General features: G+C 70.0%; 21 protein-coding genes and 3 pseudogenes. 14 read left to right on the top strand and 10 right to left on the bottom strand.

Features of this window, described 5'->3' with window-relative positions:
* The first annotated feature begins 124 nt into the window (after window positions 1–124).
* Both AB0A94_RS31845 and AB0A94_RS31840 read left to right on the top strand, forming a co-directional pair.
* A complete protein-coding gene (locus AB0A94_RS31845) occupies window positions 125–1,264 on the top strand; it encodes a helix-turn-helix domain-containing protein (protein ID WP_361749482.1) in 1,140 nt (379 codons plus the stop codon).
* Between the two features lie 387 nt (window positions 1,265–1,651).
* On the top strand, window positions 1,652–1,990 hold the full coding sequence (locus AB0A94_RS31840; RefSeq protein ID WP_361749481.1) for a thioredoxin domain-containing protein: 339 nt from the start codon (window positions 1,652–1,654) through the stop codon (window positions 1,988–1,990).
* Between the two features lie 95 nt (window positions 1,991–2,085).
* On the opposite strand, the gene AB0A94_RS31835 is transcribed toward AB0A94_RS31840, so the two are convergent.
* Window positions 2,086–2,316 carry a hypothetical protein gene (locus AB0A94_RS31835; RefSeq protein WP_361749480.1) on the bottom strand — a complete coding sequence of 77 codons (231 nt, stop codon included), beginning with the start codon at window positions 2,314–2,316 and terminating at the stop codon, window positions 2,086–2,088.
* Window positions 2,317–2,658: 342 nt separating this feature from the next.
* Between AB0A94_RS31835 and AB0A94_RS31830 the strand changes: the two genes are divergently transcribed.
* The 3 genes and pseudogenes from AB0A94_RS31830 to AB0A94_RS31820 all read left to right on the top strand — a co-directional run bounded on the left by AB0A94_RS31830 (window position 2,659) and on the right by AB0A94_RS31820 (window position 5,873).
* Window positions 2,659–4,143 carry an alpha/beta hydrolase gene (locus tag AB0A94_RS31830; protein WP_361749479.1) on the top strand — a complete coding sequence of 495 codons (1,485 nt, stop codon included), beginning with the start codon at window positions 2,659–2,661 and terminating at the stop codon, window positions 4,141–4,143.
* A 122-nt stretch (window positions 4,144–4,265) separates the two neighbouring features.
* Window positions 4,266–4,490, top strand: a pseudogene (locus tag AB0A94_RS31825) (DDE-type integrase/transposase/recombinase); the annotation flags it as partial.
* Between the two features lie 1,011 nt (window positions 4,491–5,501).
* A complete protein-coding gene (locus AB0A94_RS31820) occupies window positions 5,502–5,873 on the top strand; it encodes a VOC family protein (RefSeq protein ID WP_361749530.1) in 372 nt (123 codons plus the stop codon).
* Window positions 5,874–6,067: 194 nt separating this feature from the next.
* On the opposite strand, the gene AB0A94_RS31815 is transcribed toward AB0A94_RS31820, so the two are convergent.
* Window positions 6,068–6,718 (bottom strand): TetR/AcrR family transcriptional regulator, encoded by a 651-nt coding sequence (locus AB0A94_RS31815; protein ID WP_361749478.1) that lies wholly within the window; start codon window positions 6,716–6,718, stop codon window positions 6,068–6,070.
* Window positions 6,719–6,798: 80 nt separating this feature from the next.
* Between AB0A94_RS31815 and AB0A94_RS31810 the strand changes: the two genes are divergently transcribed.
* Together AB0A94_RS31810 and AB0A94_RS31805 are read left to right on the top strand one after the other, a co-directional pair.
* The gene (locus AB0A94_RS31810) at window positions 6,799–7,974 is read left to right on the top strand and encodes an NAD(P)/FAD-dependent oxidoreductase (protein ID WP_361749477.1); all 1,176 of its coding nucleotides are present in this window, start codon (window positions 6,799–6,801) and stop codon (window positions 7,972–7,974) included.
* Between the two features lie 429 nt (window positions 7,975–8,403).
* Complete coding sequence (locus AB0A94_RS31805; protein ID WP_361749476.1) at window positions 8,404–8,601, top strand: hypothetical protein; 198 nt, start codon at window positions 8,404–8,406, stop codon at window positions 8,599–8,601.
* A gap of 109 nt (window positions 8,602–8,710) precedes the next feature.
* Here AB0A94_RS31805 and AB0A94_RS31800 read toward each other — a convergent pair.
* Window positions 8,711–9,488 (bottom strand): annotated as a pseudogene (locus AB0A94_RS31800) (IS5 family transposase); the annotation flags it as partial.
* Window positions 9,489–9,923: 435 nt separating this feature from the next.
* On the opposite strand from AB0A94_RS31800, the gene AB0A94_RS31795 reads away from it, so the two are divergent.
* Both AB0A94_RS31795 and AB0A94_RS31790 read left to right on the top strand, forming a co-directional pair.
* Window positions 9,924–10,385, top strand: coding sequence for a GNAT family N-acetyltransferase (locus AB0A94_RS31795; protein ID WP_361749475.1), 462 nt, complete (start codon window positions 9,924–9,926; stop codon window positions 10,383–10,385).
* A gap of 288 nt (window positions 10,386–10,673) precedes the next feature.
* Entirely contained in the window at window positions 10,674–12,014 is a 1,341-nt protein-coding gene (locus tag AB0A94_RS31790; RefSeq protein WP_361749474.1) for an endonuclease domain-containing protein, read from the top strand.
* A 143-nt stretch (window positions 12,015–12,157) separates the two neighbouring features.
* On the opposite strand, the pseudogene AB0A94_RS31785 reads toward AB0A94_RS31790, so the two are convergent.
* From AB0A94_RS31785 to AB0A94_RS31765, 5 genes and pseudogenes are all read right to left on the bottom strand, one after another.
* Window positions 12,158–12,358, bottom strand: a pseudogene (locus AB0A94_RS31785) (DUF6531 domain-containing protein); the annotation flags it as partial.
* A 75-nt stretch (window positions 12,359–12,433) separates the two neighbouring features.
* Complete coding sequence (locus AB0A94_RS31780; RefSeq protein ID WP_361749473.1) at window positions 12,434–12,577, bottom strand: hypothetical protein; 144 nt, start codon at window positions 12,575–12,577, stop codon at window positions 12,434–12,436.
* A 396-nt stretch (window positions 12,578–12,973) separates the two neighbouring features.
* Window positions 12,974–13,834 carry an endo alpha-1,4 polygalactosaminidase gene (locus AB0A94_RS31775; protein ID WP_361749472.1) on the bottom strand — a complete coding sequence of 287 codons (861 nt, stop codon included), beginning with the start codon at window positions 13,832–13,834 and terminating at the stop codon, window positions 12,974–12,976.
* A gap of 61 nt (window positions 13,835–13,895) precedes the next feature.
* On the bottom strand, window positions 13,896–15,251 hold the full coding sequence (locus AB0A94_RS31770; RefSeq protein WP_361749471.1) for a HAMP domain-containing sensor histidine kinase: 1,356 nt from the start codon (window positions 15,249–15,251) through the stop codon (window positions 13,896–13,898).
* A complete protein-coding gene (locus AB0A94_RS31765) occupies window positions 15,248–15,922 on the bottom strand; it encodes a response regulator transcription factor (protein WP_361749469.1) in 675 nt (224 codons plus the stop codon). The genes AB0A94_RS31770 and AB0A94_RS31765 overlap by 4 nt, the downstream gene beginning before the upstream one ends.
* A 283-nt stretch (window positions 15,923–16,205) precedes the next feature.
* On the opposite strand from AB0A94_RS31765, the gene AB0A94_RS31760 reads away from it, so the two are divergent.
* Window positions 16,206–16,346 (top strand): hypothetical protein, encoded by a 141-nt coding sequence (locus tag AB0A94_RS31760; RefSeq protein WP_361749467.1) that lies wholly within the window; start codon window positions 16,206–16,208, stop codon window positions 16,344–16,346.
* 128 nt (window positions 16,347–16,474) lie between these two features.
* Here the strand turns inward: AB0A94_RS31760 and AB0A94_RS31755 are convergent, their stop codons facing one another.
* The gene (locus tag AB0A94_RS31755; RefSeq protein WP_361749465.1) at window positions 16,475–16,762 is read right to left on the bottom strand and encodes a hypothetical protein; all 288 of its coding nucleotides are present in this window, start codon (window positions 16,760–16,762) and stop codon (window positions 16,475–16,477) included.
* A 298-nt stretch (window positions 16,763–17,060) separates the two neighbouring features.
* Complete coding sequence (locus tag AB0A94_RS31750; RefSeq protein ID WP_361749463.1) at window positions 17,061–17,633, bottom strand: helix-turn-helix domain-containing protein; 573 nt, start codon at window positions 17,631–17,633, stop codon at window positions 17,061–17,063.
* A gap of 86 nt (window positions 17,634–17,719) precedes the next feature.
* On the opposite strand from AB0A94_RS31750, the gene AB0A94_RS31745 reads away from it, so the two are divergent.
* The 4 genes from AB0A94_RS31745 (at window position 17,720) to AB0A94_RS31730 (ending at window position 21,506) form a co-directional block, all read left to right on the top strand.
* Entirely contained in the window at window positions 17,720–18,598 is an 879-nt protein-coding gene (locus AB0A94_RS31745; RefSeq protein ID WP_361749461.1) for an SDR family oxidoreductase, read from the top strand.
* Between the two features lie 80 nt (window positions 18,599–18,678).
* A complete protein-coding gene (locus tag AB0A94_RS31740) occupies window positions 18,679–20,247 on the top strand; it encodes an FAD-dependent monooxygenase (RefSeq protein ID WP_361749459.1) in 1,569 nt (522 codons plus the stop codon).
* Entirely contained in the window at window positions 20,174–20,557 is a 384-nt protein-coding gene (locus AB0A94_RS31735; RefSeq protein WP_361749457.1) for a hypothetical protein, read from the top strand. Before AB0A94_RS31740 ends, AB0A94_RS31735 begins: the two co-directional genes overlap by 74 nt.
* 43 nt (window positions 20,558–20,600) lie before the next feature.
* Window positions 20,601–21,506, top strand: a complete 906-nt coding sequence (locus tag AB0A94_RS31730; RefSeq protein ID WP_361749455.1) for an NAD-dependent epimerase/dehydratase family protein — start codon at window positions 20,601–20,603, stop codon at window positions 21,504–21,506.
* Window positions 21,507–21,609: the final 103 nt, after the last annotated feature.

Here is a 21,609-nt window from a genome sequence, read left to right as displayed (position 1 = left end):
GTTTCCACGCCCTGCTGCGCAGGGCTGTACTCGTCATGACTCCAGCTTGCTGTGCCTCGAGGGGTAAAGTCCTGACCGCAGGACGTAAATCTGGTCGGCTGAATTGTTCGCAGGGAACAAAAACGTGAGCCATGCAATCCGGAGGGCCGGCGAACTGGCCCTGGATGAGACGACGGTCACCGTGCTTCGGGCCGCGCTGAAGACCACCGCCGACGAGGTCGTCCAGGCGATCATCGACGAGGTCCCTCCCTACGCCAACGCCCTTTCGGGCCACATGGGCGGCACCATCCGCCGAGCCGTCCGCACCGCCCTGGGGCACTACCTGGACCGCGCGAGCGGGAACGCCACAGGCGGTGACGCCGGTGACGCAGCCTACGAGCTGGGCCGCGGCGAGGTGCGCGACGGCCGTTCGATGGACGCCCTGCTCAGTGCCTACCGCGTCGGCGCCCGCGTGGCCTGGCGATGCCTGGCAGCGGGTGCCGTGCCCGCAGGCCTGCCCGCCGCCGAGGTCGCCAAGTTCGCCGAGCTGACCTTCGCCTACATCGACGAGCTCTCCGCCGCGAGCGCCGCGGGCCACGCCGACGAACTGGCCGCCCGGGGCAGAGCCCGCGAGCGCCACCTGGAACACCTGGCCCGCGACCTCCTCGCCGGCGCGAGCCCGGACGTGCTGCTGGCCTCTGTTCAACGGGCCGGGTGGCAGCCTCCGGTTTCGCTGACCGCGGTCCTGCTGCCCGCCGCCCAGGCCCGGCCTGCCTACCGCAGGCTCGACCCGAGCACCCTCGTCCTCGACGATCTGCCGGACGCCACCGGTGTGCTGCTCGTCCCCGATGCCGACCGATCACATCTCTTGCGGCAGCTGACCGACCGCACCGCCGTGGTCGGCCCGGCCCGGCCATGGACTCGTGCGTCCGCCTCGTACGCACGAGCCGTACGCGCACGCTCCCTCTCCTCTGATATTCGCGACACCGAGGACCACCTGCCCGAGCTGGTGCTGAGCGCCGACATGGACGCGTTCGCAGACCTGCGTGCCCGAGCCCTCGCACCGTTGCTGACCTTGCCCGTCGCGACCGCACGGCGGCTGGAGGAGACGTTGCGGGCGTGGCTGCTGCACCAGGGCAGGCGGGAGGAGGTGGCGGCGGCGTTGTTCGTCCATCCCCAGACAGTCCGGTACCGGATGTCGCAGCTGCGGGAGCTGTTTCCGGATCTCGCATCGCCCCACCGGGTCCTTGAACTGACGCTGGCGGTCGGTCTTCGGGGCAGCTGACGAGTACTACTTCGTTCCCGGTGCCATCAGCTGGCTCATGCGGCCCGGGGAGGAGCGGTATGAGCCGGCTGTGACCGGGGGTTGACGTGAGGACCGGACAAGGCCTCGGGAAGCCCGTCGGGGGCGCTGTCCTGGCACTCGAGGGCGCTGTTCTGGCACGAGCCGGCCCACGGGCGCACGGCGGGCTGCATCTGGGTGACCGGCGGGGCGGCCAGGTCGGGTCACCAGGGCCGGGGGCCGGGCCGCTCGCGCCGGGGACCACCGTGGTTCCGCGACGGCCCGGTGCCCCCCTTCCGACAGGTCAACCGGACGACCGACCGGGTCGGCCTGGCAGACCGCGCGAGGGATGATGGGGATGGAACAACGGACGTGAGGTCAGGAGCTTGCATGACGAAGCGGGTTCACCGACCCCGTGAGGACGCGGAGTTCGATTTCATCCTCGGGATGAGCGGAGTTCCGGTCCTCGCATACTTCACCGGGACATGGCCCAAGGCGATCGAGCCCTGCCGGGTGATGGACCTCGTCGTGGGTGGCATCGCCGACGACTGCACGGGCCGCCTGACGGTCGTCCGCGCCGACATCACGCGCTGTCCGGCCGCAACCGAGCGATACGGGATCACCGGAGCACCGTCCTGCGTCCTGCTGAAGGAGGGAGAGGCGGTGGCGCACGGCACGGGGCCTATGACCATCGCCGAGGTACGGAAGTTCCTGGACGGCCACCTCTGAGCGGCCGCTGCGGCACGTGGCCGCGACGCCCGTCACGTCTCGCTCATGGGAGCTGCGCCGCCTGAGACACCTGAGGGCTGAGACACCCCCACAGGTCACATGACGCCATCGATCCCGGTGTCCGCCGGCAGTTGCGCCAGTGCCGCCGCCCGGATCTCGGGGAACGCGGTCGTCATCTCCGTGCCGCGCCGTGAGCGCGGCAGCACCCGCCCGCCCGCGTACACGGCGAGCTGAGCCCGGTAACCGTCCTTCTCCGGACCGCGACGTGTCTCGGAGACACCTCTGTGGTGGTCGGGGTGGATCGTCGGGCCGGTGCGGGTGAGCAAGGACCAAGGGAGTTGTTCGTCGGAGCTGACTCGGTGGATGCCGCGTTCGGCTGCGCCGGCGACATCGGCGAGGTGGTCGCCGGCTCAGCCTCGCCGAGATCAGGCGCCTGCTCGCGCGCCTCACCGATCGCCGTCCCGCCCCGGTCGGTCACATCCTCCACCGGTCGGCATGACACCGTGGACGACGTTCTTGGGTCCTGACCGCCCCTGAGTAGTCCCCGATGCGACCCGGAAGTGTCCCTGACAGGGACACCGAACGGTCGACAGCGCGCCTAACGTGACGACGGTGCCCCGGCCGGGTCCGCATGCCTGACACAACCACTCTCGTCACAAGGAGGGCTCATGCCGTTAAGGGGCAGATTCACACCACGGTGCATCGCCGCGCGGGGCACGGCCATGGCTGTGGGAGCCGTCATGGCCGTCACCACCGGTCTCACCGTCGCTCCCGCGGTCCACGCGTCTCCGTCTGCCACCCGGACCCTGAACTGGGCACCGTGTGACGACACTGCCGATCCGGGAGCCGAGTGCGCCGCTCTTTCGGTGCCGGTCGACTGGGCCCACCCGGACGGGCCGAGACTCGACCTGGCGGTGGCCCGCCGCAAGGCCACCGATCCCGGCGCGCGCGTCGGCTCCATGGTGTTCGGTCCCGGCGGGCCGGGCGACTCGGGGGTGGAGAGGGTGGTGAGCGGTATCGGCCGGTTCAGTCCCGAGGTCCGCCGGAGGTTCGACATCGTCAGCTTCGACCCGCGCGGCGTCGGCGACAGCAACCCGGTGACCTGCTCCGGCGACCTCCTTGCCGAGCGGCCGTCACCGGAGCTGAAGAGCCAGGCGGACTTCGACGCCACCATGGCGTACAACAGGCGACTCCGTGCCGATTGCCGGGCCGGAACCGGCCCCGTGTTCGACCACCTCGACACCGCCCAGACGGTGCGGGACGTGGATGCCCTCCGGGCCGCCCTCGGCGAGCGGAAGCTGACCTTCCACGGCAGCTCGTACGGCACGCTGCTCGGCGCGCAGTACGCCGAGACCTACCCCCGCCGTGTGCGGGCGATCGTGCTGGAGAGCGTCATGGACCACAGCGTCCTGACCACTCGCGACTTCCTGCGCTCCGAGGCGGCCACGGCACAGGATTCCTTCCGGGAGTTCGTGAAGTGGTGCGACGGTGCCGCGGACTGCGCGCTGCACGGCCGCGACGTCCGCGCCGTCTGGCAGGACCTGCTGGCCCGGGCCGGGCGCGGCGAACTGGAGGACCCGGCGGAGCCGGGCACGCCGCTGTCGTCCTCGGACTTGGTCAACACAGTCGCATTCCGGAAGTTCTACAAGGCCGACTACGCCGGACTGGCCACGGCGATCGTGGAGATGGAAGCCGGCGAGCCACTGCCCGCGTCGCCCACCTCGACCTCACCGCTGCCTCCGGCCGTTCCGGTTTTCTGCTCGGACTGGCACCTGCCCGTGCGCGACTACCGGGAGTACGCCTCACTCGTCGCCATGATGAACCGAACCGCTCCTGACCTGCCCTACCTGCTGCCGCTCCACATAACAGCGGCGTGCCTGGGCGCACCGACCGCCAACCCGCAGCACCGCCTGGACGCACACGGCGCCCCGCCGATCCTGGTGTCCAACGCGCTGCACGACCCCGCCACCGGCTATCCGTGGGCGGTCTCGGTGGCCCGGCAGCTGGGCCGTAGCGGCGTGCTCCTCACCTATGGAGGCCACGGTCACGGCAGCGTCACCAGCGGCCCGTGCATGCAGGACGCCGTGGACAGTTACCTCACCGACCTGGCAGTCCCACCACGGGGCACCATCTGCCCCGCCGTACCGTCCTGACGGCACTGTCACGTTGGTCGACCGGGTGGGGTGCTCTTCGGGTTGATCATGCTGAGAGGGGTCGTCCGTGGAGGGCACGCCGCCGTCGTAATCCTCGTGCAGAGCCGACGGGACAAGGCCGCCGCCTGTTGAAGAAGACGCGCGCGGTGCCGCGGGTGGTCAGCACGGACAAGCTCCGCTCCTTCGGCGCGGCCCACCGCGAGGTCATGCCCTGCGTCGAGCACCGTCAGTCGGAGTACCTCGACAACCGGGCGGAGGACAGCCACCAGCCCACCAGGCAACGCGAACGGGCTATGAAGGGCTTCCGCAGCGTGGGCGGAGCCCAGCGGTTCCTGTCCGCGTTCAGCGGCATCTCACCCCACTACCGACCCACCGCCACGTGCTCACCGCCCCCGACTACCGAACCGAAATGACCGTCCGCTTCGCCGTCTGGGACCACGTCACCGGAGCCGTCGGCACGGCCGCAACGGCCCGACTCAGACCGACACTCGAGCCGACCACACCCCGGCACGCCATCAGGCCCACGCACATCCAGCAACGTGACGGCGCCCCTCGGCTTCCTCCTCGCATGCGAAGCCCCTGAGGAGCGCCACCACCTCTGGGTGGAGGCGCTGGACAAGTGCCTGGCCGACCCGAAGGGAAACCCTCCCGGCCCCCTGCGGGGAGGGGTTCCCGGTCTGGCCCGGCTCTCGCAACGGCGGTCCGAACCAGAATCCTGAACGTCGTGCGAACCGGCGCCACGCGTCACCGGCCGAGTCCGCCCTCGCCCCGCGCCGCGGGTCCCCGGTTCGTACGCCGACTCCCGAAGATGCGCATGCCACCCCTGGGCGCCGGCGGGCCTACAGGGACGGCATGCGCATCATCTCGCTCGGTCTCCTGCCGTTGTCTCATGTGACCTGCGGAAACAGCGTAAAAGGTCTGCGTGGAGCGGCAGTTGAGAAAAATCTTGCTGCCGGGCATCCGGGTCCGGCCCCCGGCTCTGTTCACGAGCGAGCACCGACAGCGAATGTTCATCGATGAGGAAGCGGGAGGCCACGGGCCTCGCCACCACCGTGTCCGAGCTGGAAGAGGCAGTCGCCGCTCGCGATGGCGACCGCACCGGGCATGCCTTCACCGCCGTGATGAACGCCGCGCAGTCGGCACCGGAGGCTGAACGCGTACGGGTGGGACCCCGGCTGGCAGCGTTGCTTCCCGCCTTCGCACCCGGCGCGTCTACAGAGCGACCGAGGCCGGGAGGCGGGCTCTGGCGGACGACCGGCGGGCACTCAGGGAGCCGGCCCGTGAGGTGGGGGACCAGGGCCTGAAGCAGCGCGGCGGCCGTCGTCCTGATGACCGGGTGCTGGGCCGCCTGGCGCATGGTGCTGAGCATTGGAACGATCGTGATGGGGGCCGCTGATGTGCGGCGGGCGGCGGAGTTCTGGAGTCGGGCACTGGGTTACGTCCTTCGCGATGGTGAGGTCAAGGACGGCTGGGCGGTACTGGTGCCGGCCGACGGCTCCGGTGCCGCACTGGCCCTCGACCTCAGTACGGCGCCCGTGCAGGAACACCCGAGAATCCACCTCGACCTCTATGCCGACGACGCCGCCGATCAGGAGGCCGAAGTGGCGCGACTGATCTCCCTGGGCGCCGAACGCGTCGACTGGGACTCTTGTCCGGACGACGCCGACTTCGTCGTGCTCGCCGATCCCGGGGGCAACCGCTTCTGCGTCATCGACACCAGTCACAGCTGACGGACACGGGAGCCCGGATGGCGGAACGCGTGCGGGCGCGGGAGATCGACGGAACGCATGGTGAGAGCCACTTCGCTCACGCACCGGCGAAGCGCGATCATGTGACGCGGAACGCACGAGGCTGCAGTGTTGAGCCTGACCGCGTCAGCGAAGCCTCGTCCTCGGCCGGTGCGGGATCGACGCGCACGCGGTCCTTAAGCTTCATCCGCCGAATGTGACGCCGGTCCGGCCAGCCCGTGCAACAGCAGATCCGTGAGGGTGTCGATGACGTGCTGGTCGTCTTCGCCGCCGGCGGGCGTGAGCACAGCGTAGTTGAGGGTGACGAGCATCGCGCCTATCGCCGCCGCGATGAACTCGGGGTCACCGGGCAGCCGGTGTCCGCGCTCGACCAGGTACTCCAGATGCTCGCGAATGGTTCCTGTCTGCTCGCGCAGGTCGCGCCAGGCCCGGCCCGTGCCGGGGTCGTCGGCCACCATCGCCTGGAACAGTGCGAGCGTGACCGGGCGGTTCTGCCTCATCACCGTCCACGCGACACCGACGTGGTCGCGCAGCTGGTCGCGGTCGGTCAGGTCGTGGTCGCGGGGGTGCTCCAGGCCGATCATGCGCTCGTCGATCGCATCCTCCATCTCGGCGAGGAGCGCCTGGAGCAGCTCGTCCTTGCCGGCGAAGTGTTCGTAGAACGAGCCGGTCGAGCGGCCGGCCGCGGCGGTGATGTCGGTGATCTTCGTATTGAGGTAGCCGCGATCGTTGAACAGCCCCCGCGCCGCGTCCAGCAGCGCGGCACGGGTCTGGGCCGCCCGCACTTTTCGACTGGCGGTACTCGCCTGCGGCATGTCGTCCTCCATCGACTGTTGACAGATGCCAGCGTATCGGAACAGACTTTCGCTGAATCAACATTCAGTGAAACCGAATTCAGGGAGGCACCGTGCGGACGATCGTGATCGGTGGCGGGATAGCCGGACCCGCCATCGCCCTTGCACTGCAGCAGATCGGTCACGACGTGACGGTCTACGAGGCGTACGAGGTTCCGCCCGAGGAGGTCGGCGCCCACTTCAGCCTGGCGGTCAACGGCCTGCGCGCACTGGAGAAGCTGGGCTGCCTGCGCGATGTGCAGGCGGCCGGATACCCCGTCGAACGGATGCGGTTCTACACGGCGGGCGGCCACCTCTTGGGCGACGTGCCACGCCTTCGGCGCGAAGCCGACTCGATGCGCAGCATCTCGCTCCAGCGCGGACGGCTCGTGGCGATCCTGCGGCGCGCGGCGCTCGACGCGGGCGCGCAGATCGTCACCGGCGAACGCCTGGTGGGCGCGACGGAGTCGGCGGACAGCGTGGTGGCCGAATTCGCCTCCGGCCGGCGCGACACCGCGGAGCTGCTCGTGGGCGCCGACGGCGTCTGGTCAACCGTGCGCGGGCTGATCGACTCGTCCGCGCCGCGCGCGGAGTACGCCGGGCTCTACGGGGTCGCCGGAATCGCCACCATGACGGGTCTCGAGCCCGGCGTCTGGAACCTCGCCTACGCGCGCAACGGTGCCTTCGTATACACCAGCATCGACGAAAAGACCCAGTGGTGGACGGCTCAGATCGGGGATCCGGTCAAGCCCGACCTGCGGGGCATCGACGACGCGCAATGGCTGCGGCGCGTCACCGAGCTGTTTCCGGAGGCAATGCCGAGGGCCATCGTCGGAGCCGCGACATCGATAGTCGCGTCCGGCTACCTGAACGTCTGCGATCCGGTCCGGACGTGGCACAGTGGGCGCATGGTCCTGGTTGGCGACGCCGCCCACCCCGTCGGCGTCGGACACGGCGCCTCGATGTGCATCGAGGACGCACTGGAGCTCGCGGCGGCGCTGAGCAGCGCCCCGACCGTCCCGGCGGCGCTCAAGGCCTATGACGCGACACGTCGCCCGCGCATCGACAAGCTGCTCAAGCACGGGCACAACGCCCGTGAGAGCAAGCGGCCCGGTGCCGTGAAGCGACAGGTCAACGCGGCGAAGATGCGCGTACTCCTCCCGTTCTTCGAACGGGCGCAGGGATACCTGTACGACTATGAGCCGCCTTCCCTGTCCGCCGTAGGCGGATCACGGTCCGCCACGCGCTAGGCGGTCTGCAGGCCCGACGCCTCGCTCGTGAAGGTGGACGCGGGTTGCCGACGACGGGTGTCGGTAGGACCTCATTCACAGGGAGGCGCCGGTGCGCATTGAGCGTACGAGTGTCGGGCTGGATGTTCACGCCCGTTCGGTGGTGCCGTGTGCGATTGATGAGTGGAGCGGGACTGTGCAGAGAACGGCTCTGGCTCACATCCGAAAGTAACCGTGCGTCGTCCAGACCCTGAATGCGCAGCTCGCGGGCTGGCCATGAGAAGCAGAGAAGCATGACGCCCCGCCCGAGGGGGTCGGATGGCAACGTCCGTAACGGCCACGGCGCAGGACCGTACCGACCGGCCGTTGATCGACCCGAACAGATGACAACCCGGTGCGGCGCCGCATCGAGGACGATGCGGCGCCGCACCCATCGAGAAGGAGGAGCAGTTGCTGAAATCGCGAGTGAGGAAAAACCTGGCCATTGGGCTAGTGATCACGGTCGTCATCACGGCGCTGTCGGTGGTTATCGCGGACGACGGCAGCAAGGTGGAGGAGTTCAGCAAGTCGCTGATAGTGGGCTTATTGGTGACGGGGACAGTGACAGGGGGTACCTGGCTGCTGCAGCGGAGGCGTTCGGCACCGTGACCGGCGTCCGAGCACCGGCCCTGTGGCCGCCGGCGCTGCAACGGCAGCACCTTGTCAGCAAGAGGTCCTGACAAGGGCGTTGGACGTGGCGGTGGGTGATGAGGCAGGTGGCGAGGCCGAGGAAGGCTTCATGGATGTCGTCTCGTCTCTCCCAGCGGATGCGCAGTCGGCGGAAGCCGTGCAGCCAGGAGATGGTGCGTTCGACGACCCAGCGGAAGATGCCCAGGCCGGAGCCGTGCGGCTGGCCGCGTTCTGCGATCACCGGACGGATACCTCGCTGCCACAGCAGCCGCCGGTACTTGTCGTGGTCGTAGCCGTGGTCCGCGAAGAGCATGTCCGGCCGTCGCCGTGGTCTGCCGACGACGGCCGGACACCGCGGGAACCTTGTCGAGCAGGGGCAGGAGCTGGGTGACGTCGCCCGCGGTTTCCGCCGGTCAGCGACACCGCGAGGGGGATGCCCCGGCCGTCGGTGAGGACGTGGCGCTTGCTGCCCGGCCGTGCGCGGTCGACCGGGCTGGGACCGCTTTTGGGCCTCTGCGGGCCGCCCGGATGTGGGTGGGGGTGCCCCCGGCGGAGCCAGGGGGAGAGTCGATCACCGCCCGCGACCGGTCCAGCTGCTTCGCCGACCGCAGCTTCTTCAGCAGCACCAGGTGCAGCTTCTCCCGCACGTCGGCCTCGTTCCAGGCGGCCAGGCGCCGCCAGCAGGTCATGCCCGAGCCGAAGCCCAGCTCCTGCGGCAGGTACTCCCCCTGGATGCCCGTATGGAGCACGAACAGGATCCCGCGCAACGCCTGCCGGTCCGGCACCCGTGGCCGGCCCGTTACCAGCTTCGGCCCCGGCTCGGGCAGCAACGGCTCGATGAGCGACCACAGTTCGTCCGACACGATTCACGGCCGCGACTGACGCTTTCCCACGACCCGACCAGCGAGCAGAAAAGCGGATGGTTACTTGATCAACAACTTCTGTTGGGACCTCTGAGCCCACAGCCGGAACCCGACTCCACCACGCTCCGGCACACCCTCAGACACCCTCGGACCTGACAACGGGACAACGTCACACGGAGCCATGTCGAAGCCTTCGACGCCTCACCGCCTACCGTGCACGAGCTCGTTGGAGTCCGACGCCGTCGAGCCGGAGCCCGGCCCGCAGATGGAGAAGATCGCGCTGTTTTGAGCAGTCTCGGCCACCGCAATTGGGGATGCAGGGCCCGCAACTCGATGAGGAGGTGGCACTGGAGTACTGGCCGGAGGCTATCGCGTACTGTTCCTGCGCGGCTGCAGGGTGCGAAGATCGAAAGACCTGTACCTGAGCGGGGGATGTGGATGGACGTGCTGATCAGGCCTGCACGGGCGACGGAAGCCGATGTGCTTACCGACTTGGCGCTGCGGTCCAAAGCGCATTGGGGCTATGACGCCGACTTTCTGGAGGCGTGTCGAGACGAACTCGCCGTCGCCGCACACGAGGTCGCGCGCCGACGGGTCACGGTGGCTGACAGAGACGGCCGTGTCCTGGGCTTCACGACTCTTGAAGGAGAGCCGCCCACGGGGGTTCTGGGCATGATGTTCGTCGAGCCGCAGGCCATTGGCCAAGGGATCGGCCGCTTGCTGTTCGAACGTACTCTCGCTGCTGGACGAGACCTGGGGTTCACCCGGCTCACGATCGATGCGGACCCGAATGCCGAGCCTTTCTACCGCGCCATGGGGGCAGTCCGCATAGGAAGCGTGCCCTCGGAATCCATTGCCGGCAGAGTGCTGCCGCAGATGGTCGTCACCATCCAGCACTGAAACAGCGCCGTTCGGCAACATCATGGGGAAGCCCCTGTCCGAGAGTCTTCCTGCTCCCCGCCTCCATGGGGGTGGTCCTGTCTGCCTGGGTGGTGTGGTGGGTGGGCGGGTTGTTCTGAGGTGCACGACGGGTGCCAGGCAGCGGGCCGGCTGAGAGTACTGGTTGCGGCCTGAAGGCGGCCTTCGGATCTGGTCCCGGCTGCCCATGCCGGAGCGGTTCTGTGGGGGCGTGGTCGTCGGGGCCGTAGATGTGGTGGTGCTGCGGAGGTCGGCCGCTAGCCTGTGGGTATGTCGGAGCGTGTCACTGCGGGCCGTATGGGCGGTCTGATCACTCTGAGCGCCGCGGACGCTCTGTGGGCCGACTTGACGGCAGGAAGCGTCGTGCCGACGGCTCCTGCGGCGTTCACCCGCTCTCCTGCCCATGCCCAGGCGGGCTACGTCCTGCTCGGCGGCTGTGTGGTGGCGACGGTGAAGGCCGGCGGCGGCCAGTGGAGCGTCGTGGAGACTGAGGTGCGCCGGGCGGCGGCGGAACTGAACGTGGTGGAGATGGACGGCCGGGACCTGGTCCGCATCGGTCCGTTCCGTGACGGGGCGAAGCAGGAGCACCATGAGGGAACACTGCTGCGATGGCGTCGGCGCGTCGCCCGGGAGCTGCGGGAGCGGGACGAACCCGAGCGGGCTGATGGCCGTCTGTGCCATCTGGCGGGGATCGACTGGCGTCGGATGCTCGTGGAGCAGACCCGGGACGGAGTGCAGCGTACGTGGTGGCTGCCGCGTGCTGTGGTCAGGCTGCTGGATGTGGCCGAGCACACCGAGACGCGGTGGCTGCGAGCCGCGCGGACCCGGCAGGCAGACACAACCGTCACTGAGGAGTCGTCCTCCCACCGGCCGCCCCGAACCGTCGACGCCCCGCGGACGCCGAGTCCCGACTGCCTGACCGCCCCGCTGCGCCCGTACAACGAGGAACTGAAAGGCCACCTGTACTCGGTACTCAGCAGGAAACCCGGCATCTCCCGCAAGGTGGCCCAGTGGGCGTGCGCCGTCTGCCGCACCGCACCCGCCGCCGTACTCGACCACTGCCACGAACACGGCTACGTCCGCGCCCCCGTCTGCCAGTCCTGCAACACCCAAGAACGACCCGACCACCTCTACAGCAACCGCATCCGCGTGGCGAACCGCTACACACGTCTTTTCCACACCGACGCCGCCGAATGGCTCCGCCACTGGCACCGTTGTCCCGGCTGCCGCGCACGCACCACCCTTCCCCTGCCCCACCTCGCCGCATGGACCGCCCACATAGCCTGCCGCTCCCTGCGCCCGACCCACCGCGACCCCGGCAGCTCCCGGGGGCGTAACCCCTGCGGCGCGCTGCGCGTGTCCTGGGCCGGCAGCCACCACGCGCCCACCTCCTGCCAGTTCACCGTCGCCGTCGACCTGTGCCCCTCCGGCGAGCACCGGGTCCTGGCGCACGTCCCCTACCGCGAAGCCGTCGAGCGGTTTCGCACCTGGCTGGCCGAGACCGTCCCTGCCGTGGCGGCCGAGGCCGGCCCCGACCGCCTGGACGACCTCCCCACCCAGTTCCGGCCCGTCATCGCGGACACCAGCGGCGAGGGCCTGGCGCTTTTCTGAGCCAGAAACGGCAGGCCCGACACCAACGCCGGCCGGATGAGGAAGAGATCACCCGGTGGCCTCGGTACGCTCTTCTTCAGATCCTTGGGGTAGCCGGCCGGGGCGGTGCAGCCGCCGGTACTGGTCTGCTCGAAGCGCACGGCGTCGCCGGCGGCGTCGAGGACGACCACCTCACCGTCGCCGGTCTGCAGGTAGCGCTCATAAGCCTGCCACCAGCGCTGCGACACCTTCCCCCACGGCGCCTCGAGGGAGTTGTACGTGCGGGTGAGCCGCAGTTTCTGACCCACGCCGGCGATGTCGAAGTCGGTGGCCGCGGGCATCAGGTCGCCGTTGAAGAGGTTCACCCGCGCCACCAGGGCGTCGCTCAGGCGGGTGTCCAGGATGCGGCGCCAGGGCACCTCGCCCTGCCCCTCGGGCACCTACGTCATCTCGGCGGCCTCGGCGCCGGCAACCCTGCGCGCGGCTTCGCTCGTGCCGGTGGTACGGGCCTTCTGCGCCGCCCGCCACGCGGCGATCTCGGCGGACGGCTCGGCCTCCGCCCTCGACTCCGCAGGCTTGGTCACCCCGGCCGGCGTGGCCGGGGCCTCGACCTTGGTCGGCTTCGTCCACGGACTCTCCGGCTGCGGTGACTCCAGCTTCGCCGCCGCCAGGCCGGCGACACCGGCACCGAATCAATCCGCGCCCTCAAACGCAGGCTTTCCGACGTCGTCTACCAGGCCTTGCGCCGCGACGCTCGCCCTGCCGAGGAGCCACAGACCCACCTCGCAGCAGCTGCTTGACATAGGAGCAAGCGGACGTGACCTCGGAAGGCGGCCCCCCGTCGACCGCCATGCGGGAACTCGGCATCACTCTGCCGCTGCGAGCTGTGTTGTTCCCATCGTCCGGAGACGATGGGACGGCGGGTGACGAGGCTCCCTCCGCCTTGTCACCCGGAGGGAGCCGTGGGCCGTCACCTCACGTCAGCAGGTGCGGAAGGTGTAACCGGCGGAGCCGCGCGAGGAGACGTCCAGGTCGCGCTGGACAATGCTCAGCTTCGCGCCGAATTCCGCGCAGGCTCGGCTGTAGCCGCCGTTCTTGTACTCGATGACGAAGACACGATCGGCGTACGCCTTGGCGTAGTCGCCGCACTCGTTGTACTCACCGCACTCCTCGGCGACGGCGAAGTCGAAGCCGATCTTCGCGCGGTCCGCCAGCATGTCGACGGTGTTCTTCTGGCCGATGGCCAGCCCCGCGGCGTGTGCCCGCTTGGCCAGCAGCTCGGCGAACGCCTCGTTGTGGGCCTTGGTCAGAAGACCGTTCGAACGCTCGTAGGAGTCGAGGTTGTCCGGCTCCACGGCCTGGAACCCGCTCTTGGCGCAGCCGTCCACCCACTGACCGACCACGTCGGCGAGCCGGACGCGCTTGTCCGCGGTCGACGTGTCCAGGAGCGCTTCGTCCCAGTCCTCGTCGATCACCGGACGCTTGTCCTCATCCTGCAGGATGAGGTCGGGATGGTTCTTCTGCCACCAGCCCAGGGCGTCGGGCTGCGCCTGGAACGCGTTGATGTAACAGACGTTGTAAAGGCCCTCTACGGGCTTGGCCGACCGGTCACGCGACAGGGCGGTCACCCCCTTGGCAGGGGTGTACGCGCCGCCGATCTGATAGTCGAACGTCGCGTTGGCCGTGGGCAGCACCACCTTCGGCGCCGCCGTCTCGGCGGAAGGCGCCGCGAAGACGTTGGACAGTGTCAGACCGATCCCCAGGGCGGCCGCGGCACCGACCGCCCCGGCGACAGCGGTACTCCTGCGGCGGAAGAAAGGTACAGCGGCATGGTTCGACACACGGTCTCCTGTGCAAGGTACGTAATGGTGTGCACATTCTGAGCCGCGAACCGTGAGGATTTCATGAGGCGGGATTCCGGTCCGGGGACCGTCGCGGTGCCCAGCGGCGTCTTGCCGATCGCTGCGCCGGCTCCAGCGTGAGGACGAAAGCAGCTCCGCCGCCGGGTCGCCGCCGTACGGTGATGTTCCCGCCGTGCGCAGCCGCGACCTCCTGCACCAGCGACAGGCCGATGCCGGTGCCGCCGCCGGGGGAGCGGAAGCGGACGAGCAGGCCGGACAGGGCGTCCGGGTCGACCCCGACGCCCCGGTCGGCCACCGTCACGACTGCGCCACCGACCGTGACGTCCACCTCGGCCCTGGCCTGCGGGTCGCCGGGGGTGCGCCCGTGCCGCAGCGCGTTCACGAGCAGGTTGTGCACCGCGGTCCGCACCAGTTCCGGATCGGCCGTCACCACCGACGGCTCGAGGTGCGGTGTCACCGTGTGCCGGGAGGGCGGCAATTCCTCGCAGACCTGCTCCACGAGCTGATCCAGACGCAGCGGGACGGGGTGGAAGGCGTTCCCCGCCTGGACTCGGCCGCGGGTGAGGATGTTGTCGACGACGCCCGTCATGCGGTCCGTGGCCCGTCGCAGGCGCGGCAGGTGCAGGCGCAGCCCGTCCGGGTCGGCGTCCGCCAGGTCCACCGAGGCGCGCATCACGGCCACCGGAGTGCGTAGTTCGTGTGCCGCGTCGGCGAGCAGCCGCTCCTGCGCGTCGAGTGCCTCCGCCGCGGGGCGCAGACTCCGCCCGGACAGCAGGTGGCCGGTCACGGCCGCCAACAGCACCAGGAGACCGGAGCCGGACAGCACCGCGACCACCAGTCGGCGGTGTTCAGCCTGCCCCTTCGCGGGATCGCCGACCACGACCACGGCACCCGACGTCTTCTGCGTGACGTCGTGGTAGAAGGGCAGCGCCAGCAGGTACACCGGATGTCCCGCACGCGTACGGCCCTTCGCGCGTACGGTGTCGTCGCGTGCCATCGCCGTACGCGCCACCCGGGTGACCGTGTCGGGCCGGGCGTCCGCTGCGGCACCGCGTGAGACGAACACACGCCGCATCTCGTCGCCCCGCGCCTGGAGTACGAGCACCTGGGGACGGCCGCTGGTCGCCTCGTCGTCGTACAGGCCGTCGAGCTGGAGCCCGGCGTCGGTGTAGTAGAGCAGCGATGCCGTCACCGCCGCCCGGCGGCGCATCTCCTCGTACTCGGCGGCCTGCCAGGACCGTCCGTCGGTGCGGATCACCAGCCAGCACAGCGCTCCCACCCCGGCCAGCGTGATCAGCGTGTAGGCCAGGGTCAGCCGCCGTTGCAGACGGACCAGACGCCTGCGGGCCGTTGCGGGCCGCGGGCGCCGGCCGCCGTCCTCGGCGCCGCCCGTCATGACCGCTCCGCGCCGTCCGCGAGCCGGAACCCGTGACCGCGCACGGTACGGATCAGGGGAGGAGGGCCGAGCTTGCGCCGCAGACCCGCCACGACCGCGTCGACGACGTTCGAGACCGGGTCGGCCATCTCGTCCCAGCAGCGTTCGATCAGCGTGGTGCGGGTGAGAACCTCATCACGGTGCAGCAGGAACTGGCGCAGGACCGCGTATTCCTTGGGAGTCAGATACAGCAGGACTCCGGCGCGGCGCACCTCGCGTCGGGCCTCGTCCAGCTCGACGTCGGCGTGACTCAGGTGAACGGGCAGCCGCTGCGGGGCGCGGCGGACAAGACTGCCGACGCGCAGTACCAGTTCCACCATTGCGAACGGTTTCGCCAGATAATCGTCGGCTCCGGAACGGAAGCCGTCTACACGGTCCGGGACCTCGTTCAGGGCCGTGAGGCACAGCACCGGCGTGCTCCACCCGCGGCGGCGGCGCTCCTGGAGCGGGTACAGCGTGTCTCCGGACGGAACCATGCGGTCGAGCACCACGCAGCTGTAGGGCACGAGGTCGAGCATGACGTCCGCGTCGGGCCAGTCGGGTACGGCGTCGACGGCGTACCCGGCGTCCCTCAGCCCCGCCGCGATCACATACCGCAGATCTTCTTCGTCCTCGACCAGGAGCACGCGCATGGTTCTGATTCGTCCTTGAGAAGAGTTCGGCCGGGCATGCCGCATGCACAGACGGTCCCGTCGACCGGGCAGGCAGCCGGTCGGGATCGACACCTCCTTGCACGTCCGCTGCCCCGCGCCATGGTAGGGGACCCATCGAACACGAGTGCTCCTGTCCCGGCCGTCCCGCACCCCTTCACTCACACGATGCGAGGCGCACGCGTCACCGTCTTCCCGACCCTGAACGCCGCGGTCACGGGCTTCGCGAACGTCGTGGGACAACGGCTCGGGTGGCGCCCGCGCGGTGAGCGCGGGCGCGGTGGTGGAGCTGACCGTGCTCGGCGGGACCACCGCGATCCTCGACGGCTACATCACCCGGGACCGCGGATCGAAGGAGGGCACCGACCTCGGCAGTGGCAGTGCGTCTTTCCGGACGAGCCGGTGAACCTGCTGGACGTGCTGTCCAAGACCGCCGGAGGGCTGCGGATGCTGCACTCCATCGCCCGCGCCCACGCTCGAGGCCGCGCAATCGCTCACCCGCCTCCATGAGAGCCGCGGCCCGGAGGTGTTCGGTCACGTCGACACCGTCGACGAGCTGCACGAGCAGCTGAGGTCGGGCCGTCCCGGGTCGCCTTCCTCCTCGACGAGGGGAGGAGTGAGCGCCGACTTCCTGCGGCTGGTGGGGGCACGACAGGGATCACGTGCCGTGCCCCCACCAGCGCCGTACGGCCGGTTCGAGCTGGACATGAACAGTCGTCTCGATCTGGTCCTGTCCGTACGGGCGAACATCTCGGAGATGTGCAGGGTGCCGTCCGGCCGCGCGTAGGTGAGCAGTTCGGCGGAACTTCGGGCGCTGGACATCGATCACACCGAGCCGACGACCAGGTATCACCTGAGATCCAGCAGGGCCCTGCCGCAGTACACGACCTCGCCACCCCCATCCTCGGCGGACTCGTCAACAAGTGCAGACATGTCGCTTCACCAGCAGTGACGATTGTCCGAGCGGCGCACCATCTTTTGACCATCACGGTCTGCCGAGTACCTATTTGATCGCGCAACCAGGCTCAGAACTGCTTGTGGCTCTACCCTGCACGGCCCCGGGGCTCCGGAAAACCCCACGCAACCCGGCCCGATGCGGATACCGGATACCGGGGCGGGTTCAGTCCAGGGAGGAAATGGCCGCGTGCAATTCGCGGAGTTTCAGGTGGAGCAGTGCGGCCAGTTCCTGATCGCACGCGGGATCGACCCAGCGCGCGTAGGCGTCGGTGAAGGCGAGGACGCCCAGCCAGGCGGCGAGCCCGGCCGCCGGGTCGGCGATGCCGCGCCGGCGCAGCGCCAGCGTCATGGCGTCGGCGAAGGAGTGGTGCTTGAGTGCCTCCCGCTCCCGCAGGTCGCTGTTGCTCTCGACGACGGCGCGCAGGGCGGGGCCGATCGCGCGCAGCTCGGGGGTGAAGTTGCCCGCCGCCGCCTCCAGGCCGGCCGCGACGGCGCTCAGCGGCGTCGCCTCGTCGGGCGCGGCGTCGATCCCGCCGGCCAGCAGCTCGCACAGCACGTCCTGGCCGGCGAAGAGCACTTCCCTCTTGTCCGGGAAGTGCCTGAAGAAGGTGCTCTTGGTCAGGCCGGCCCGCTGGGCGATCTGCACGACGGTGGTGTTGTCGTAACCGTGCTCGTCGAACAGTTCCACGGCGGCGCGTACAAGTCGTTCCCGCGCTTGCGGCTCCCAGCGGCTCATGCGCCCAGGATAAGCGATGGGACTTGGTCCCGTCACCGTGCTACGTTGACGGGACCAAGTCCCATCACTGTGGAAGAGAGCGACTCATGCGCGTTTTCGTCACCGGCGCCTCCGGCTGGATCGGTTCCCCTGTCCTGCGCGAACTCCTCGCCGCCGGACACCAGGTCGTCGGCCTCGTCCGGTCGGACTCCTCAGCGCGTGCCGTGGCGGCGGCCGGGGGCGAGCCGGTCCTCGGCGACGTGGCGGACCTCGACGCCGTGGCCGCACTGGCCCGCGGCGTCGACGGCGTCATCCACCTGGCCTTCGACCACGACTTCTCCCGGTTCGAACAGTCGGTGAAGGAGGAGGGGGAAGTACTCGGGGCACTGGGGGCGGCGCTGGCCGGTTCGGGAAAGCCCCTGGTGGTGGCGTCGGGAACCCCGGCGGAACCCGGCGTTCTCGCCACCGAGCGCAGTGACTCCGCCGGGGACGGTCCCGCCGCGGTGCGCGTGGCGAACGCCCGCGCCGTGCTGGACCTCGCCCGGCACGGCGTCCGGTCCTGCGTGGTGCGGCTGCCCCGGTCCGTGCACGGCGAGGGCGACGCCGGTTTCATCGCCCAGCTCGTCGCCATCGCGCGCAGGGACGGCGTTTCCGGTTACGTCGGCGACGGATCGCAGCGCTGGCCTGCCGTGCACGTGCTCGACGCGGCCCGACTGTTCCGCGCCGGACTGGAGGACGCCCCCGCCGGATCGGTCCTGCACGCGGTCGGCGACGAAGGCGTACCCATCCTGGCCGTCGCCCAGGCCATCGGCAGGCACCTCGGTCTGCCCAGCGCGTCGCTGCCTGCCGAGAGCCTCGGCTTCCTCGGCGGCCTCCTCGCCGTCGACCAGCCGGCCTCGAGCGCCTTCACGCAGGACCTGCTGGGCTGGTTCCCCCGCGAGCCCGGACTCCTGGCCGACCTGGAGGCCGGCCACTACTTCCGCTGACCGCCGCCGATGGCACCGCTTTCGTTTTCACGCGCACGGCCGGAACCGGCGCATGCGCCAACAGACATGGAGCAGCACTGGTGAATGAGTTCGTCACCGAACATTCCGACGTGGTGATCGTGGGAGCAGGCCCGGTCGGTCTGATGCTGGCCGCCGAACTGCACCTGTCCGGCGTGCGGCCCCTGGTGGTCGACAGCGCGCACGAGCGCGCCCGGGAGCCCAAGGCGGGCGGCATCGTGGGACAGGTCGTGAGACTGCTCGACCACCGCGGCCTGTACCAGCGCATCACCGGGGACACCGAGCCTCCCCGGCCGCTGGAGGCGTACCTCTACGGCGGGATGACACTGCGCCTGCACGACTGGCCGGAGAACCAGTTGTACGGCTTCACCGTCCACCAGTGGGACCTGGAGACACGGCTGGAGGAACGGGCGCTGGAGCTGGGCGCCGAGATCCGCCGCGGCAGCGAGCTGGTCGGTTTCGAGCAGGACACGGACGGGGTGACGGTGCGGCTGACCACTGGCACAGTGCGCACCCGGTACCTGATCGGGTGCGACGGCGCGCACAGCAGGGTCCGCAGGCAGGCGGGCATCGTCTTCACGGGAACGAGCAGTCCGTATCCGCTCACCTACGCCGCGGACGCCGTGCTCTCCGACGAGCACCTGGCGGAGCTGACCGGCGACCACTCCACCCCCATCGGCCTCACCTACCGGCGGACCGAGCACGGCGTGTTCGCCTGCGTCCCGGCCGGTCCCGGCACGCACCGGGTCGTGACGATGGAGTGGGGCAGGCCGGAGGAAGACGAGCCCGTCACCTTCGACCAGGTCCGCTCGGCGGTGACCCGCGTGACCGGCCGAGAGGTGTCGATGCGCCGGCCGACCGATGGCGGCACGCACCTGCTGCGCCGCCGGACGGGCACCAGTTCGCGTCTGGCGGAGCACTACCGGCGGGGCCGGGTCTTCCTGGCGGGCGACGCGGCACACGCGCATTCATCGGTCGGCGCACCGGGTCTCAACCTCGGCCTGCAGGACGCGGCCAACCTCGGCTGGAAGCTGGCCGCCGAGCTGGGCGGCTGGGCGCCGCCCGGCCTGCTGGACACCTACCACGCCGAACGCCACCTGGCCGGACGCAGGGTGATGAGCTCCAGCAGGGCGCAGTCGGCACTGCTGGCCCCTGGGGCCGACGTCACCGCACTGCGCGAAGTGCTCGGCGACCTGCTGGCGGACCCCGCGGCGACCCGCCGGATCGCCGCGATGATGTCGGGCTCCGACGTCGTCTACCCGTCCGCCGCACCAGGCGGGCACCCGTCGACGGGCAGGTGGATTGCCGACCTCCGGGTGAACGCCGACGGCGGCTCCGTGCGGCTGGCGGAGCGGGCGCGCCACGGCAGGCCGATGCTGCTGTGCCAGCCGGAGCACCATGACCGCACACGCCTGGGCCCAGCACCACCCCGCGGACGTGGAGCGGCTCGTGCTCAGCGAGGCGTTCCTGCCCGGCTTCGGTCTGGAGGAGCACATGAACCCCGCAACCGGCGGTTCATGGCACTTCGGGTTCCACGCGCAGAGCGAGCTGGCAGCCATGCTCACCGCCGGCAAGGAGGAGCAGTACCTGGCCGGGTTCTGGTCGGTGATGACCTGCGGCGGCATCACTGACGCCGACCGCGCGGACCTGCTGCGCGTCTACACGCGGCCCGACGCGATGCGCGGAGGGTTCGAGCACTACGCCACCCTCGTCGAAGACGGGCAGCGGGCCCGCGCCGGGGACCGCCTGGCCATGCCCGTTCTCGTCCTGAACGGCGAGCATGGACTGCCTCAGAGCATCCTGCTGGACGGCGCCCGCGACATCGCTGACGACGTGCGCGCCGACATCGTCCCGGACGCGGCCCACACATTCGCTGCCGACAACCCCGCCTGGACGGCCGACCGGCTCACCCGGTTCTTCTCCCTCACACCCGCCGCCTGACACGCGAAGACCCCCGAGTACCGCCCCGAAACGGAGCACCACCGTGCAGATCCTCGTCATCGGTGCCACCGGTTACGCCGGTCGCCGCGTCTCCACCGCCCTGGCCCGCGCCGGACACACCGTCCTCGGCCTCACCCGCGACACCGACGCCCCCGCCGCCCGCGCACTCGTCACCGACGAAGTCACCCCCGTCATGGGCGACTTCTCCAAGGCCGAGACCTGGCGCGGCCACCTGGAGGGAACCGATGCCGTCGTCCATCTCCTGATGGACATGAGCGACCCCATCGGTGGCGACCAGCGCCTGTTCGCCGAACTCCTCGCCGCCCAGGAACGCGACGGACGCCGCCGCCACCTGGTGTTCACCACCGGCATCTCCTCCTACGGCCGCACCGGCCTTGCGCTGATGGACGAGAACACGCCCGGCAACCCCGACAGCCCCATCGGCTTCCGCTTCGCGCTGGAACGGGAACTGGCCGCCTCCGGTCTCGCCCACACCATCGTGCGGCCCGGCTTCATGTACGGGGGACCGGCCACCACGTCCATGACCGGACAGTGGTTCGCCGCCGCCGAAGCGAAGAACCCCGTGTTCTTCGGCGACACCGCCAAGCGGTGGAGCTGGGTCCATGTCGACGATCTGGCCGACGCCTACGTGCGCATCCTCGACAACCCCCGGGCCGTCGACGGAGAGACGTTCGTCATCGCCGACGACCAGCGCATCACCGCCCTCGACATGCAACACGCGGCCGTACGGGCCGCCGGATACACCGGCGACATCGCGCTGGAGACCGCGGAGGCGGGCGGCATGATGCAGATGGCAACCGACCAGGACGAACTCGTCACCAGCGCCAAGGCCCACCGCCTGCTCGGCTGGCGCCCGCGCCGCATCGCCTTCACCGACAACCCCGAACTGCACTACCGGGCCTGGAAGTCCGCCCAGCCCGCAACCTGACTCGTATCGGCTGCCTGTCGTCAAACGATGGATCTGGCCGACCAGTACGGCCATCTCGGGGCAGGCGTGGGCGAGCTGGTCGCGCGGAGTGCGCTGGTCCTCG

The organism is Streptomyces sp. NPDC044984 (assembly GCF_040646935.1).
Taxonomy (GTDB): Bacteria; Actinomycetota; Actinomycetes; order Streptomycetales; family Streptomycetaceae; genus Streptomyces.
The sequence above is the reverse complement of the archived record's forward strand: the minus strand, read 5'-3'. Positions and strand labels throughout refer to the sequence as shown.